We start from the raw sequence: 15,066 nt of genomic DNA on the forward strand, positions 1-15,066 counted from the left end.
CTATGGAGGGGTCGCAGATGGAACTATGTTGTGCTTCCTTTGTAACAAGGGAGAGGAAGCAGATGGAACTAAGTTGTGCTCCCCTATAACTAGGGAGGGATCGCAGTAAGATCTAATGTGTTCGTTTCATGCAATAGTTTTTAACCATTCGTGTCTCATTTCGTGCCATTCGTGCACGATTTTATTTTTGAAACGATTTCTGTGCTAGTTTATAGCCATGAAGGAGTTGATGTGTTGTGAAAAAAACAGAGCAAAACCCGAGTTATTCGACAATACAAAATGTCGGCTTCGTTTTGAAAAATATGTGGCGTTGGAATAAAAAGCTGTTTTTCGCTTCGGTTGCGCGCGTTCCTTTTCTGGTACTTCTGCCTTTTCTCGGTATCTTGATGCCAAAGCTCGTGATTGACAGTTTGACCGAAAAAGTAAGCCCTTTGCATTTTGCCACAGTGATCGCTTTCATGACACTTGCCATCATGATCTGTAATGTTGTCGGACGTTCTCTTGACGCTTGGCTTCAATGGAATGTCACCAATAATCGAATCAACTACATTGTGCTTATGCAGTGGAAGATGATGGATACGGATTACAGCAACCTTGAAAGTCCTGAAGGTCAGAATAAGCTGGAAAAAGCGCATCAGGCAACTAATGATAATTGCAAGGGAACAGAAGCGATCATCATGGCATTAGTTAGCTTTGCCGCCAATATTTTCGGAATGCTCCTTTATGGCGGCGTACTTGCCGCCCTGAATCCGCTGGTTATTGCTTTTCTTCTTATCACCGCGGCCGTTGGATTCCTATTTTCTCGCCACGCACAAGTCTATGAACATGTACATAAAGACGATTGGACACCGATTGAAAACAAACTGGACTATCTGATTCGGGAATGCGACGACTATTCAACCGGAAAAGATTTGCGACTTTATCATATGACCTCTTGGTTCGGCGAACGATTTAATACGCTGATGCATGATCGAACAATTTGGCTCAAGCGAATTGCGCTGCGCCATTATTTTTCAGATGGTGCCGTCGGCATAATGGCACTTTGCCGCGATGGTGTTGCTTACGCTTATCTCATTTATCTCGTGCTGAATGGACATTTGACCGTTGCTAATTTCACTCTTTATTTTGGAACGATCGCCGGTTTTTCCACATGGCTGACCAGTTTGACTGAACAACTGGCAAAAGTGCAGCATATGAGTCTGGAAATCTGTGATGTCCGCAATTATCTGGATATGAAAGATACATCCAATCGTGATGAGGGGCTACCTCTGCCGCCAAAAAACAGCTGGCCCTGTTCGATCACCTTCGACCATGTATCCTTTTCCTATCCCGGTAACGATCGGAAAATTCTCGATGATGTCAGTCTTCATATCGATGCAGGAGAAAAAATTGCACTTGTTGGCTTGAACGGCGCCGGAAAAACAACCTGCATCAAATTACTGTGCGGATTCTACCGGCCGACATCCGGCCACATTTTGATCAACGGAAAAGATATGACTTGCTTTAATCGTGATGATTACTACAAACTGTTTACGGCTGTTTTTCAGGACATTCATATTCTACCGGTTTCGATTGCACGTAATATCGCGCCAAAGCTTGATGAAGCAGTTGATGAGGAGAAAATGGAACGTTGTTTGCAACTTGCGGGCTTCAAGGAGAAAATTGACAGTCTCGAACAAGGGTTAGACTCAATGATGGTTAAAGAGGTGCATGAACATGCGGTACAGTTCTCCGGCGGCGAACTACAAAAAATGCTGCTGGCACGCGCTCTGTATAAAGAATCGCCGATCCTGATTCTTGATGAACCAACCGCGGCGCTTGATCCAATCTCCGAAAATGAACTTTACGAGCGTTATGGGGCGTTAACTACAGGACGAACATCTCTGTTTATCTCCCACCGCCTGTCCAGCACACGCTTTTGCAATCGTATTATTTTCCTCTCCGAAGGAAAAATTGCCGAATCTGGCACACATGACGAACTGATAAAACAAAACGGAAAATATGCGGAACTATTCGCAATCCAAAGCCATTATTACCAAGATCAGCTTCATGAAGAAACTGTAGGAGGCGAGCTGCCTTGAAAACCAACACTCAGCAATCAAAATTCAGAATGAAATGGCACTATTTATGGCGCGGCATGGGATTTATTCAAAACAAAGTCCCTTCTCTGCTCCCGGCCGTTGCTTTTGGCGCGCTGCTGAAAGCGTTCGGTCCATTCATCACTATTTATTTAACCGCCCGGATCATTGATGAATTGTTTGGAGCGCGTTCCGTCATTCATCTTGCATGGCTAACTGGAGCAGCAATTGTATTAAACATGATCGTCTACCTCCTGCAAAAGGCAATGGAACGAATAAAGGATATGGGTAATTTCCGTCTTATCTATTATGGTCATTTTGAGATGGTTGACCTGATTCTTAAAACAGATTACGAAAATGTGGAGAAGCCAGAATTCCATTTAAAAAAACAAAAAATTGATGAAGGTTCAACATTAGCCAGAAGAGGCATTTGGAAGCTTCCAGAAATAACCGGACAGTTCATCTTTAATCTATGTACCGTTGTTTTTTCAATCACACTTGCCTTTCCACTGTTTCTAACCCATTCGATGCAATCAAGCTCCTTTATTAATTCGCCATGGCTTTCTATTATTTTGTTGGGTCTTATTCTTACCTCATCCATATACTCTGTTCTATCGAATTCGCAATTCAGTAAATGGATTTTTCATAAATTGGATGGCATGATGGCAATCAATCGCGCGTTTAGCTTTTACGGTAATCTGATGCAGGATCATCAATTGGGGAAAGATATTCGAATTTATCAGGAACAAAAATTAATTGGAAAAGCCTATGATGATTTTAACCGACGAGGGATGAAAGCTTTTGGTTCTGATGTATCCAAACGGCAAAGCCATTTTTGGGGAATCAGCGCTGCTATTTCTTCGCTGATCAGCGGTTTTGTCTATCTTTTCGTCGGTATGAAGGCTCTGGTGGGACTGATCAGCATTGGTTCAGTTGTTCAATATGTTGGCGCGATCAGCCAGTTCACCACTGGGTTCTCCGAATTGATCACTTCAGCAACCGACATTTGGCAGGATATTGATTATGTGGAGCTCTATTTCAATTTTCTCGACACGCCGAACCCAAAGTACCAAGGCAGCCTACCTGTTGAGAAGCGCAATGATAATGAATATGAGATTGAATTCCGCAATGTGTCCTTTAAATATCCGGGCTCTGAAACCTACGCTTTGAAAAATCTGTCACTCAAACTGAAAATAGGCGAGCATTTCGCTGTGGTTGGTCGCAACGGTTCAGGAAAAACAACTTTTATCAAGCTGCTTACCCGACTCTATGATCCGCAGGAAGGCGAGATTCTGCTCAACGGCATTAACATTCAGAAATACGACTACATCGAATATCTTCGGCTTTTCTCTGTGGTCTTCCAAGACTTTAAACTGTTTGCTTTTTCCGCCGGGCAAAACGTTGCAGCAGACGTGCATTACGACAAAGAACGCGCAATGGAATGTCTTGACAAGGCGGGCGTTGGCGATCGAATCCGTAAAATGAGCAAAGGTCTGGATACACCACTCTATAAAATAGACGCTGACGGTGTTGAGATTTCCGGTGGAGAAGCTCAGAAAATTGCCATTGCTCGCGCACTCTATAAAGACGCCCCGTTCGTTATTCTTGATGAGCCAACTGCAGCATTGGACCCTGTTGCTGAGTTTGAAGTCTATTCAAAATTCAAGGAAATTGCCAGTGATAAAACTGCGATCTATATCTCACATCGGCTCTCTTCATGCCGCTTCTGCGATCATATTCTTGTCTTCGATCAAGGCGAACTGATCCAAAACGGCAGCCATGACCAACTGATTCAAGACATAAACGGTCAGTATTATAAGCTGTGGAATGCCCAGGCGCAGTATTACCGAGAAGATCCTCGGAAATCGAGATTACTTGGGTAAGCTTATTCCCATTATTGAACGCTCTCATAAGTTTATCGAGCATTCTGGTTTTTTCTCATCGCTCAACAGATTAGATCAATCTCTCGTACCTATTTCCTATACAACAAACAACACCCCCGCATGCACCAATAGGCATGCGGGGGTGTTTATTCATTCAATCGCTCTTATTTAGCGACTGCTTTAGCTTTTTCTGCGAGTGTTGCAAATGCTGCTTCGTCATGAATGGCGAGATCAGCCAGCATCTTGCGGTTTACTTCAATGCCTGCTACCTTCAAGCCATTGATCAGCTTGCTGTAAGACAAGCCGTTGATACGTGCCGCAGCGTTGATACGCGCAATCCACAGTCTGCGGAAGTTACGCTTCGTTTGACGGCGGTCACGGTATGCATAAGACAGGGATTTGAAGACCTGTTGTTGTGCAACTTTGAATAATTTATGTTTTGCGCCGAAATAACCTTTTGCTAATTTAAGTACTCTTTTGCGTCTGCGACGAGTCACATATCCGCCTTTAACTCTTGCCATTGTAAAAACCTCCTGGAATAAACCGCCCGGCTGTACCGTGACGGCATAGAAAATAAATCTTAGTACATTGTTTAGAATCAGTTGTTGATGATTTTCTTGAGCTTCTTAGCTAGAGTTGATGTTGCAATCGTGCTCTTGTCGAGGTTGCGTTTCTGCTTATTCGACTTGTGGCTGAACATATGACTCGTGAAGCCGTGTTCCCGTTTGAACTTGCCGGTACCTGTCTTCTTGAAACGCTTTGCGGCACCTTTGTGTGTTTTCATTTTTGGCATAAAAAGAATCCTCCTAGTAAGATCAGCATCTAATAGCAGCCGAAATCGCTAATAGAGCTGTTCCGTTAAATTGCTGTATTACTTCTCGGCTTTTGGCGCAAGCACAAGAAACATGCTGCGTCCTTCCATTTTCGGCTTTGCCTCGACAACACTGATATCTGCACATTCCTCAGCGAGTTTTTCCAGCACCTGCCGTCCAAGATTAGAGTGCGTGATTGCACGACCCCTGAATCGTACGGAAGCTTTTACTTTATCGCCTTTTTCAAGAAATTTCTTGGCATTGCGCATTTTCGTATTAAAGTCATGTTCTTCAATACTCGGACTAAGCCGAATTTCTTTCAAACTGATGACTTTCTGGTTCTTTCGCGCTTCACGTTCTTTTTTCTGTTGTTCGAACCGGAATTTGCCGTAATCCATGATTCGGCAAACCGGAGGCTTAGCGCCGGGAGCAACCATCACCAAGTCAAGATTCACATTGTGAGCCATAGCTAGTGCTTCTGCTTTCGACTTAATGCCGACCTGTTCTCCGTTCTGACCAATCAGACGAACCTGCTGCGCACGAATACCTTCGTTGACAATCATATCTTTGCTAATATTGAGCCACCTCCAAATAAATTTGAGCAAATCGCTGGCTAAGTGAGCAAACAAAAATACGGGCGTGAAAACGCCCGTATTGACTATTTATTCCTTAATTCATACCTGGCAACAGCATTTCTGCGTCGAACAGGTGAGAAGCCGGGCGCCTCTGCTTTACTCATTGTCAATTCCTCAATTACTATATCATGTCTGAATCCTTATTGCAAGTTTTACTTTGCTTTAAGAATGAACTTTTTCACAATTTTTCATTAGAAAATCGAACAGCATGTCATGGCTGACTTTCTCTGCTTCTTTCTCCAATCCAAGCTGACGCAGTATTTCAAGACCGATTGGCAGCGTTGTTCCTGCAGCTCGAGATGTAATAACTTTTCCCGAAACAACCACAGGATCCTCGCTATATGTCGCATCTTTAATATGGTCCTTGAAGTCCGGATTGCTTGTTGCCGTTTCGCCTTTCAGCACTCCGGCACGTTCCAAAGCAATCGGAGCGGCGCAAATAGCAGCAACGAGTTTCCCATTCTTTTTGTAGGAACGAATCAGCTTCTGAGCACGTTCATCGTCGCGCAAAGTCGTCGCACCCTTAACGCCACCCGGAAGGTAGATCCCATCAAAATTGTGCAAACCATCACTATCAATGCTCACATCTGCTTTGACGACAATATTTCTTGAACCTTCAACGAGCAAGGTCGGGGCAAGTGAACAAAGAACAACCTTAACTCCGCCTCGACGAAGTACATCGACCGCTGTTACTGCTTCCGTCTCTTCAAATCCTTCTGCAAGCAATACGAGAAATTTCTTCATCAACACGCGCTCCCTTTTTCTTTCATCGTACCACATCAATTCGACCAATCAAAGCAGAGCGCAGTCAAAGGAATTGTGTACCCTTTCCGAAACGTCCGCGAACTGCTGAAGTCATGTTGATCATCATTTAAATCTCCTCCTCATTATTTTTTTGATTGATTATCGGATGTATCGTTCATATTCAAAACGTTTGTCAAGCATCTTATTTCTCAGCGCGTCAATACGCCTACGATCTTCATAGCGTTCACGCAACGGTCTTGGTCTTCTGACCGTAATCGTAAAGGTCAATGCAAATAAATTGAATTTCATCATGGTATGACCTCCCTCCCTATTTATTGGTCTTTCATTGAAAAATTCCTTTGCTTCAATCGGCATACTTAAATGTGCAGTTGCTGTTGACATAGTCTTCATCCTTTCATTTTAGTTGTTGGTTTAACCGCTCGGAGCCATGCTGCGCATGCCCGAGGGCAAGAATGGTTTATATAAAAGCGGAGCGCTAAGCGCTGAGCTTTACACCCAAAAGGCAAAAAAAAGACCGTAACGACAATGCCGGTACGGTCAAAAAAGAGCATAAAAAGACCGCAGTCATTCGAGACCTGCGGATCCGTTCTTATTTTATACTAATCATATACTCATCATTGTTAGCGCAATAAGGAATTCGTTAAGGTCACCCGGACAGTATATTCAATTGATGATACGGCAACGTTCATTCCAAGTGTCATCATGTCTTGATGACCTCCTTTCAATTCGTTTTTTGCTCTTTCATTATATATGGTAAATGTTTCATTGTAAACCTGAAAATGAAGAATAGGCAAACTAATTCTTTAATCAATACTCATTCTCATTATTGGGACACTCGATTTTCACTGCTCAGATGCAGCGTTGAGTGAACAAAACAGACACGATCCTCGAACACACGGTGCAATGTCTTCATCATCCCATGCTCCGGTCGGTCCGTATAAACAATCACCTGTTTCGGTGCAAGCGCAATTAAGGATAGCACGATGGAAGGCTCAGCCTCGATGCCCCATTGCTTCAACAGCGGATAAAAAGAGCGTACCGATTGTACATTGCGAATCAGTCGATGGTGATCGTCAAACAACCGAAACGGATGTTCATCATAAACTTCAATTTTTTCACAGAGCGGTTTGTATGCTCTGATAATGCGTCTCAGCTTGTCTATAAAAACCTGATATTCTTGCTCCAGCTTATATTCATCAATCGCAATTTCGACATATTGGCGCAATGCTTTTTTATAGGCAGTCAAACGAAAACGAATAATGGATTCGAAGGAAAAAGAATTGTGTTCCTTCAGAATACCTTCCAATGATTCCATAATCGTTTCGCGCCGATCCTGAAGGGCATCCATCTGAGGCAAGTCATTCTTCTCACCGGCAAAAATAGCCGAAACAATATTTAAAATAGCCACCTGTTCTTCCGGCTCGGTGAAATAATAATAGCGTTTAATAATGGTCATGATCCAATCTTTTTCATGTTCTTCGATAATATAACGCGTAATTAACTGGGCAAACTCTTTATAATCTACCGTTTTCTCCGGAAAAACGGCTAAACGGCTGTTAATCAGCAGCACACCGGTTACTTGTCTGAAGGAAGAAGGCAATCTGCGATAAAAATCTGCCGCCTCCTGCTGGGTATCAAAAACAATCTCCAATGGTTCATCCTCCCCGTCCCAACTTATATTATGACTATATGGGGGGAAGTCCTCATTCATGCTTTCAACTGAAAGATTATTTTTAATATCTAAATTTTAGTGCTGTTTTTCAAAGCAAATGTTCTGAACCCTGAACATAATTTTTATCGACGATTAGAGCCTTCCATTTTGACAAGCTTCGTAAAATGGCGAATCCGTTCCATCAGCCGCTTCGCTTTGACGTTCTCAATGCCGCTTTTCTGTGAATAAGAAAAATGGTCTTCCAATTCATCATAATTAAAGTTGGACGTGTATAGTGTCGGCAAATGATCCATCATTCGGTATTGAAGAATGCTGCCGAGCACCTCATCGCGCACCCATGGCGTAATGGTTTCAGCTCCGATATCATCAAGAATCAGAACCGGAGTTTTTTTCAGAACGTCAAGCTTAGCATCAACCGTATTATCTTGTATCGCACTTTTTATTTCTCTGAAAAAGTCGGGAACATAGACAATAAGCGAAGCAATATGGCGCCGTTCGGCCAATCGATTCATGATTGCACCCATTAGATATGTTTTCCCGATCCCGAACTGTCCGCATAGATAAAGTCCCTTAGTCTCGGCAGGATCAGCTAAATAGTCCTTAACGAACTCGCCCGCTGCAAGAATAGCCTCTTGGCGTCCGCCTTCTCCCTTGTCAAGCGTAGCAAATGTGGCGCTTAAAATATCTTTAGGCACGTAATAGCTTCGAATTAATTCGCTCTGATGCTCTTTTGATTCGCGTTCGTGAAGCAGAGGACAAGGTGAGAAGGTCAGCGAAGGTGTGCCCTTATCATTTACTAATTGCGGCCGATATCCCTTCATCATATTTGGACATTGGTCCAGTCCGGGACAATGCGCACAATGCTTCTGTTCCGAGACAAATTGATAAAGTCGCGACAAGCTTCTTGTCCACGCAGCCGAACTGATCTCCGGATTTTTTTCAGCGAATTGACGGATAGCCGGATTATTCTTAAGCGCACCCGAAAGCTGATCCCATTTTTCTTGCATCGCCTGCTGAGCGGCTAAATCTTTGAAAAAAGAATGAATCGGTTCCATCCAAACGCTCCTCCCTTATCTACATGTTCATATATTATTTAAGTAATCCTCAAGCCATTTTGCTCTCTGTTTTACAGCTTCGTCGTCATCCTTGGATTGTTGTTCAGGTTGTTTCGGATTCTTCATCCATTCTGGAACGACCTCATGATGCTCATTCTGAGATGATTTTCTTGTCCGTCGTGTACTTTGCGCTTGCCCTGATGCCTTGCCTTTCTTCTGTTGCTCTCGTTTCCTTTGCTCTTCGCGTGCGTAAGCCATTGCCTCGGGCACCGTCCGCACATTTGCCCTTGCCCATTGCGCAGCAACCTTCTCTACAAATGATTTATTAAGATTATGATCGTTCACCTGAGAAATGTAGTCAATTAATACATTGATTACTCCGGGATTCAGTTTTGTATCGAACATCAGGTTTTCAATTAAACGTAAATCGGGTGCTGCCGGCTTGCTTCCCTGTCCAAGCGCTTCAAGCAATTGATAGGGCGAGTTCCGTTCATACCATGCAATCAGCTGTTCCTCTGCGTTCTGCGGCTCTCTGTCCACAATCTTCCGCTCTTCATGTGGCTGTGTTCGCTCATAAAGAGCAGGCATCTCGTCCGAGCCATGCTCAAGCAAATAAAAGTCGCGTACTTCTTTTCGCAATGCGGAGATGTCAACCGTGCCTGTATGCAGTGCTGCGGACTGCACCGCACGGCTCATATCATAGGGCTCAGTCTGATAGACGAACGCCAGCTTATCAATGGCGAGCCGCACCTCATCAGTCAGCGCATCTTCGCTAAGGATCGCATCAGAGAGATACGTCAGCATTTTCTTAAAATCAAAGTGATTGCTGAAACGGACCTTAGGGGTTTCCGACCGCATGACCCAAGATCCGTTTGAGGCCGTATTTAGCCTTTCATCTGTTGTTTCTGCAGACGGCAATGACTGAAACACTTCGTCAAAATGAGCGGATACATCTTCATAGTCATCCGTGCTGATCGATTTACTTTCAAAAAGGCTGCTCAATCGTTTATACTCTCTCGGACCAACCTGACGATATAAAAATAAATTTAAAAAACCGTCTTTAAAAAATAAATCCGGTGTCAGAGGCGGCTCAAGATAATAGGCAAATCGGCCGGGGGTTGCTCCCTTTTTCTTCAAGGTTTGCAGCAGCCCGACGGCCTCTAATTTTTTTCTTGCTTTAAGTATTCGATCCAATGGCAGGTTCATCGATCCCATGAGATGATGATGCGTCAAAAATTCCTCCGTATCATCAATTTCCTGCCAAAATGTAAAGTACATACTCGCCGCATCGATGCCGATCAGAGGCTGGTAAAGGCATGTAATAATCCTCTGGTCAAAAGGATGAAGCAGTCCATTCGTCAGTACATGATAATGATCTCCGGGCAGCACTTCTTTCCATGACTGCATCATGTTCATTCCCCCATTCTGCGTCTGTTGCGCAGAAATCAAGGATCCGTTCTTCGTCGGCCTTCCTCAATCTCTTACTTCTTGCTTTTCTTTTCTTTCTCTAATTGATCTTTCAATTCCTGGATCTTCTTGGCGAATACATTAATATCCGTAAACTGTCTATACACTGAAGCAAACCGGACATAAGCAACCTCGTCCACTTTTGCTAATTCATTCATCACAAGTTCGCCGATCTCATGGCTGTTCACTTCCGAACGTCCATCATCGCGAAGCTTCTTTTCCACATGATTTGCGAGCTGTTCGAGCCGTTCAAGGGGAACCGGGCGTTTTTCGCAGGCTTTTATAAGTCCGCGCAGCATTTTTTCATGACTGAAGGCTTCTCTCGTTTCTCCCTTTTTTACGACCACTAAAGGAGTTTCCTCCACCTTTTCAAAGGTCGTAAAACGGTGATGACATAGCTCACATTCTCTACGTCTGCGTATCGCCCGTCCATTGTCAACGGGACGGGAGTCAAGCACTTTCGTCGCCATTTGTTTACAGCTTGGACAGCGCATTTTTCTTTTCACTCCATTCGCTGTTTTCGATAAATCTATTGTATCCTACATGGCAACTTATGAAAAGGCAGGCAAGTTATGCTCATGTCTCATCCAAAATAGACCAGCGGCGCAGCAAACGGCGAAGCTGAGCTTCAGACTCCTGAATCGAACCATTATTGTCAATCACTGCATCTGCTCTTTTCACTTTATCAAGCAGCGGGATTTGCGAAGCGATACGTGCACGCGCCTGATGCTCAGTCAATTTATTTCTGGACATGAGCCGATGCAACTGATTTTCTTCAGTCACAGCTACAACCAAAGTCTGATCAACCCAAGATTCCAAGCCGTTTTCATACAGGAGCGGAATATCCAAAAAAACAACACGGGCACCTTGTTTCTCAAGTTGATCCAGTGTTTCGTTCATCCGACAACGAATGATGGGATGTAGAAGTTCATCTAATTGATGACGTTTAATGCTGTCCTGAAAGACAAGAGCACCCAATTTTCTCCGATCCAGTTCACCTGTCGGCAAAATCATCGTTTCTCCAAAATGTTCAGCGATTTTTGCAAGCGCTGGTTCTCCCGGAACAACGATCTCACGCGAGATTTTATCGGCATCAATAACCGGGTAGCCGTGTTGTATCAGCCAGTGTGAAATGGTGCTTTTCCCGCTTGCGATCCCGCCTGTCACTCCGATTTTCTTCATTTTTTCGAACCTCTTGGTTGGCAAACCGGGCAAAAATGTGTCCCGCGTCCGCCAACTTTTATTTTTTCAATTGGCGTGCCGCAACGTATGCAAGGCTCACCCGTTCTTCCGTACACATTTAATTGCTGTTGAAAAAGTCCCATATGACCTTGACTGTTCACAAACGTGCGGATTGTGCTGCCGCCCTGCTTAACGGCTTCACTCAATGTCTCAACAATTGCCTTTATAATTCGACTCAATTGATCGCCAGTTAGTGTGCAAGCGACAGTCGTCGGGTGAACACCAGCCTTAAATAAGGATTCATCAACATAAATATTCCCAAGTCCGACAAGAACGGTCTGATCAAGTAGCACTTGTTTTATCGTTCTCTTTGTATTTCGGCAGGCAGCCGCAAGATACTCTTCGGTCAGATCTGAGGACAGCGGCTCGGGACCAAGCTTTGAAAGCGGCAGATGATTCCATTCATCACCTTTATCAAAAAGATGCATGGTGCCGAATTTGCGAACATCCCGATAACGAAGTGCAGTATTATCGGTAAAGTGAAAGATCACATGAGTATAAGCATCAAGTGGCTCACTTTCCGGATCCAAGCGATATCGCCCTTCCATCCTCAGATGTGATACAAGGACAAGATCATCGAAATCAAGCAGCAAAAATTTTCCGCGACGCTGCACATCCGTCAGCGTTTCCCCAATCAATTGAGCTTTGAATTGATTAATGTCTATTGGTCGACGGATAATATTCGGCCAGCGTACGTCAACACTTTTCACCGTTTTTCCAATAACAAGCTCATTCAACGTTCTCTTCACAGTTTCCACTTCTGGTAATTCCGGCAAACGACTTCCCCCTCAACACCTGTGCTGCGACTTTATTTTGCATCATACCAAGTTGGTCCATAGGAACGCTCAACCTTTAGCGGAACGCTCAATTGAATCGCATGTTCCATGACTTCGGGCACAAGTTTGCTCATCGTTTCTAGTTCTTGCTCTGGCACCTCAAAGATCAACTCATCGTGTACCTGAAGCAGCATTCGCGATTTGAGTTTTTCTTCTTTAAGCCGTTGATCCATGACGATCATTGCCTTCTTAATTACATCGGCCGCGCTGCCCTGAATCGGCGTGTTCATCGCTGTGCGTTCAGCAAAGCTTCGGCTGTTAAAATTGCGACTGTTGATGTCGGGCAAATAGCGACGACGGTTGAGCAGTGTTGTCACATATCCTTCTGATCTCGCCTGCTTCACAATATTCTCCATATATTGGTGAACACCCGGATAGCTTTGCAGGTATTTTTCAATAAATCGAGCAGCATCTTTTCGAGTGATTCCAAGGTTTTGCGAAAGCCCATAATCGCTGATTCCGTAAATAATGCCGAAGTTGACTGCTTTCGCATGACGGCGCATTAGTGAGGTAACCTCGTCCTTTTCGACGCCGAATACGTCCATCGCCGTTTTCGTATGGATATCCATACCATCAATAAATGCCTGTTTCAAGTTTTCGTCATCAGCAATATGTGCCAAGACGCGCAGTTCAATTTGTGAATAGTCTGCAGAGAAAATCTGCCAGCCGTCTTCGCTTGGAAGAAATGCTTTGCGGATTTTTCTGCCTTCCTCAAGTCGAATCGGGATGTTCTGCAAGTTCGGATCGGTCGAACTGAGTCTTCCGGTTTGTGTTAACGCCTGGTTATAACACGTGTGCACTCGTCCCGTTTCCGGATTGATGACCTTGAGCAGGCCCACTACATACGTTGATTTTAATTTGCCTAACTGACGAAAATCCAGAATTTTGTCAATAATTTCATGTCGGCCGCGCAGCTTTTCAAGAACATCTGCTGCAGTTGAATAGCCTGTTTTCGTTTTCTTGACCGGCGGAAGCATCAGTTTCTCAAATAAAATTTCACCCAGCTGTTTCGGTGAATTAATATTGAAGGTTACACCTGCCATCGAATAGATATCCTGTTCAATAATATTCAGCGTTCGGTCAAGCTCATCGCCCATAGCTTTCAAGGTTTCACTGCTTGCTCGGATCCCTGTAAATTCCATCTGTGCAAGTACTCGTGCAAGCGGCAGCTCTAGATCAAAAAGCAATTTTTTCTGCTTATTCTCATTCAGTTCCTGAATCAATTTCGGTTCCAACTGCAGCAGCGCCGCTGCCTTTCTGCCAAGATGCTGCGCTTGCCCATCTCCTTCAGGTATCTTTCTTTTCGCACCTTTTCCATAGAAAGCATCGTCGGTTTCAATATTAGAAATACCGCGTTTTGTGGCAAGAAGTGCCAAGTCTTGTCCTGCTTCTGATGAATCAATCAAATAGGTGGCTAAACGGACATCAAAAGCAATGCCCTTTAGCGAAATACCGCGCCATTTCAAGGCAACTTCGGCCTGTTTGCTGTCAAGAAGCACCTTTTTCTGTTTGGGATCTTCCAGCCACTTGCGGAAGCATTCGTCTTTCAGTGCGTCTTCGGTATCAATAAAATATGTACCTGTGTCGTTTGCGACAGCAAAACCATTGATTTCGCCGTAATGATAGTTTTCCTCAAGCATTTGAACGATCAGCGCACTTGGTGAAACAAGTTGCTCTGATGAAAATTCGGTCACGGTGTGAACAGAAATAGCCACAGCCTCTGTTTCACTTTGATCCGATCCATTTGCATCTAATTTATCAAGAAGAGATTGGAAGCCTAACTCACGGAATAAATCTTTCAATTGATCGTTAAATTCATGTGTATATGCGCATGAATCGGTCGTCACTTCTATAGGCGAATCATTGTCAATCGTTGCAATTCGTTTACTCAGCAATGCCTGATCTTTATTTAATTCCAACTTTTCTTTTAGCTTTTTACCTGACACTTCATCAATATGATCATAAACGCCCTCAACGGTTTTAAACTGCTTAAGAAGTTTGATTGCTGTTTTTTCTCCGACACCGGGAACACCGGGAATATTGTCTGATGCATCGCCCATGAGCCCCTTTAGGTCAATAACTTCCCGCGGGTCGATTCCATAGCGTTCGCGTACTTTGTCTGCATCATAATCAACGGTATCAGTAATACCTTTGCGTATCAATGACACCCGAACATCTTCATCAACAAGCTGAAGGTAGTCTTTGTCCCCTGTCACAATTCGAACTTCGAATCCATCATGATGGGCTTTTCTGGCAAGCGTCCCGACAATATCATCTGCTTCGTAATTGTCAAGTTCATAGCGTTTGATTGCCATTGCATCGAGCAATTGATGTACAAGCGGAAATTGCTGTGATAATTCCGGTGGCGTCTTCTGACGACCGCCTTTATATTCTTTATAGGTTTCATGACGGAACGTCGTCTTGCCTGCGTCAAAAGCAACAAGCAAATGAGTGGGCTGTTCTTCCTCAATAACTTTCATTAACATCATCGTGAAACCGTAGACTGCGTTGGTGTACATGCCTTGATTATTGCTAAGCAGCGGCAAAGCAAAAAAAGCGCGGTATACAACATTATTTCCGTCAATTAAAACTAATTTTTTCATCATGTTCCTCCTGAAAGC

Annotated in this window: 14 protein-coding genes and 1 other annotated feature; of the genes, 2 read left to right on the forward strand and 12 right to left on the reverse strand. The window is 43.9% G+C overall.

Annotated features, from left to right (window positions below):
* The first annotated feature begins 236 nt into the window (after positions 1-236).
* A complete protein-coding gene (locus tag NOM01_RS17180; protein WP_255745736.1) occupies positions 237-2,081 on the forward strand; it encodes an ABC transporter ATP-binding protein in 1,845 nt (614 codons plus the stop codon).
* On the forward strand, positions 2,078-3,961 hold the full coding sequence (locus NOM01_RS01370; RefSeq protein ID WP_255745738.1) for an ABC transporter ATP-binding protein: 1,884 nt from the start codon (positions 2,078-2,080) through the stop codon (positions 3,959-3,961). The genes NOM01_RS17180 and NOM01_RS01370 overlap by 4 nt, the downstream gene beginning before the upstream one ends.
* Before the next feature lie 164 nt (positions 3,962-4,125).
* Here the strand turns inward: NOM01_RS01370 and rplT are convergent, their stop codons facing one another.
* From rplT to polA, 12 genes are all read right to left on the reverse strand, one after another.
* Positions 4,126-4,482 (reverse strand): 50S ribosomal protein L20, encoded by a 357-nt coding sequence (rplT, locus tag NOM01_RS01375; protein ID WP_255745739.1) that lies wholly within the window; start codon positions 4,480-4,482, stop codon positions 4,126-4,128.
* Between the two features lie 77 nt (positions 4,483-4,559).
* Positions 4,560-4,754 (reverse strand): 50S ribosomal protein L35, encoded by a 195-nt coding sequence (gene rpmI, locus NOM01_RS01380; RefSeq protein WP_255745741.1) that lies wholly within the window; start codon positions 4,752-4,754, stop codon positions 4,560-4,562.
* 78 nt (positions 4,755-4,832) lie between these two features.
* Entirely contained in the window at positions 4,833-5,336 is a 504-nt protein-coding gene (gene infC, locus NOM01_RS01385; RefSeq protein ID WP_255745744.1) for a translation initiation factor IF-3, read from the reverse strand.
* A gap of 56 nt (positions 5,337-5,392) precedes the next feature.
* Positions 5,393-5,511, reverse strand: a sequence feature (ribosomal protein L20 leader region).
* A gap of 59 nt (positions 5,512-5,570) precedes the next feature.
* Complete coding sequence (locus tag NOM01_RS01390; protein WP_255745745.1) at positions 5,571-6,152, reverse strand: DJ-1 family glyoxalase III; 582 nt, start codon at positions 6,150-6,152, stop codon at positions 5,571-5,573.
* 159 nt (positions 6,153-6,311) lie between these two features.
* On the reverse strand, positions 6,312-6,464 hold the full coding sequence (locus NOM01_RS01395; protein WP_255745746.1) for a YrzI family small protein: 153 nt from the start codon (positions 6,462-6,464) through the stop codon (positions 6,312-6,314).
* 532 nt (positions 6,465-6,996) lie between these two features.
* Positions 6,997-7,824, reverse strand: a complete 828-nt coding sequence (locus NOM01_RS01400; protein ID WP_255745747.1) for a putative sporulation protein YtxC — start codon at positions 7,822-7,824, stop codon at positions 6,997-6,999.
* 143 nt (positions 7,825-7,967) lie between these two features.
* Positions 7,968-8,900, reverse strand: coding sequence for a primosomal protein DnaI (dnaI, locus tag NOM01_RS01405; RefSeq protein ID WP_255745748.1), 933 nt, complete (start codon positions 8,898-8,900; stop codon positions 7,968-7,970).
* A gap of 27 nt (positions 8,901-8,927) precedes the next feature.
* On the reverse strand, positions 8,928-10,310 hold the full coding sequence (locus tag NOM01_RS01410; protein WP_255745749.1) for a replication initiation and membrane attachment family protein: 1,383 nt from the start codon (positions 10,308-10,310) through the stop codon (positions 8,928-8,930).
* Positions 10,311-10,381: 71 nt separating this feature from the next.
* Complete coding sequence (gene nrdR, locus NOM01_RS01415; RefSeq protein ID WP_255745750.1) at positions 10,382-10,861, reverse strand: transcriptional regulator NrdR; 480 nt, start codon at positions 10,859-10,861, stop codon at positions 10,382-10,384.
* Positions 10,862-10,943: 82 nt separating this feature from the next.
* Positions 10,944-11,549, reverse strand: a complete 606-nt coding sequence (gene coaE, locus NOM01_RS01420) for a dephospho-CoA kinase (RefSeq protein ID WP_255745751.1) — start codon at positions 11,547-11,549, stop codon at positions 10,944-10,946.
* Complete coding sequence (mutM, locus tag NOM01_RS01425; RefSeq protein ID WP_255745752.1) at positions 11,546-12,385, reverse strand: DNA-formamidopyrimidine glycosylase; 840 nt, start codon at positions 12,383-12,385, stop codon at positions 11,546-11,548. Before mutM ends, coaE begins: the two co-directional genes overlap by 4 nt.
* 32 nt (positions 12,386-12,417) lie before the next feature.
* Entirely contained in the window at positions 12,418-15,048 is a 2,631-nt protein-coding gene (gene polA / locus NOM01_RS01430; protein WP_255745753.1) for a DNA polymerase I, read from the reverse strand.
* Positions 15,049-15,066 lie beyond the last annotated feature (18 nt).

Source organism: Sporolactobacillus sp. STSJ-5 (assembly GCF_024385605.1).
Classification (GTDB): domain Bacteria; phylum Bacillota; class Bacilli; order Bacillales; family Sporolactobacillaceae; genus Sporolactobacillus.

Bases quoted from the DNA above. Each gene is read 5' to 3' on its own strand.
- rplT (WP_255745739.1), bottom strand. From the start codon at position 4,482: ATGGCAAGAGTTAAAGGCGGATATGTGACTCGTCGCAGACGCAAAAGA.
- rpmI (WP_255745741.1), bottom strand. From the start codon at position 4,754: ATGCCAAAAATGAAAACACACAAAGGTGCCGCAAAGCGTTTCAAGAAG.
- infC (WP_255745744.1), bottom strand. From the start codon at position 5,336: ATGATTGTCAACGAAGGTATTCGTGCGCAGCAGGTTCGTCTGATTGGT.
- NOM01_RS01390 (WP_255745745.1), bottom strand. From the start codon at position 6,152: ATGAAGAAATTTCTCGTATTGCTTGCAGAAGGATTTGAAGAGACGGAA.
- NOM01_RS01395 (WP_255745746.1), bottom strand. From the start codon at position 6,464: ATGATGAAATTCAATTTATTTGCATTGACCTTTACGATTACGGTCAGA.
- dnaI (WP_255745748.1), bottom strand. From the start codon at position 8,900: ATGGAACCGATTCATTCTTTTTTCAAAGATTTAGCCGCTCAGCAGGCG.
- NOM01_RS01410 (WP_255745749.1), bottom strand. From the start codon at position 10,310: ATGATGCAGTCATGGAAAGAAGTGCTGCCCGGAGATCATTATCATGTA.
- nrdR (WP_255745750.1), bottom strand. From the start codon at position 10,861: ATGCGCTGTCCAAGCTGTAAACAAATGGCGACGAAAGTGCTTGACTCC.
- coaE (WP_255745751.1), bottom strand. From the start codon at position 11,549: ATGAAGAAAATCGGAGTGACAGGCGGGATCGCAAGCGGGAAAAGCACC.
- polA (WP_255745753.1), bottom strand. From the start codon at position 15,048: ATGAAAAAATTAGTTTTAATTGACGGAAATAATGTTGTATACCGCGCT.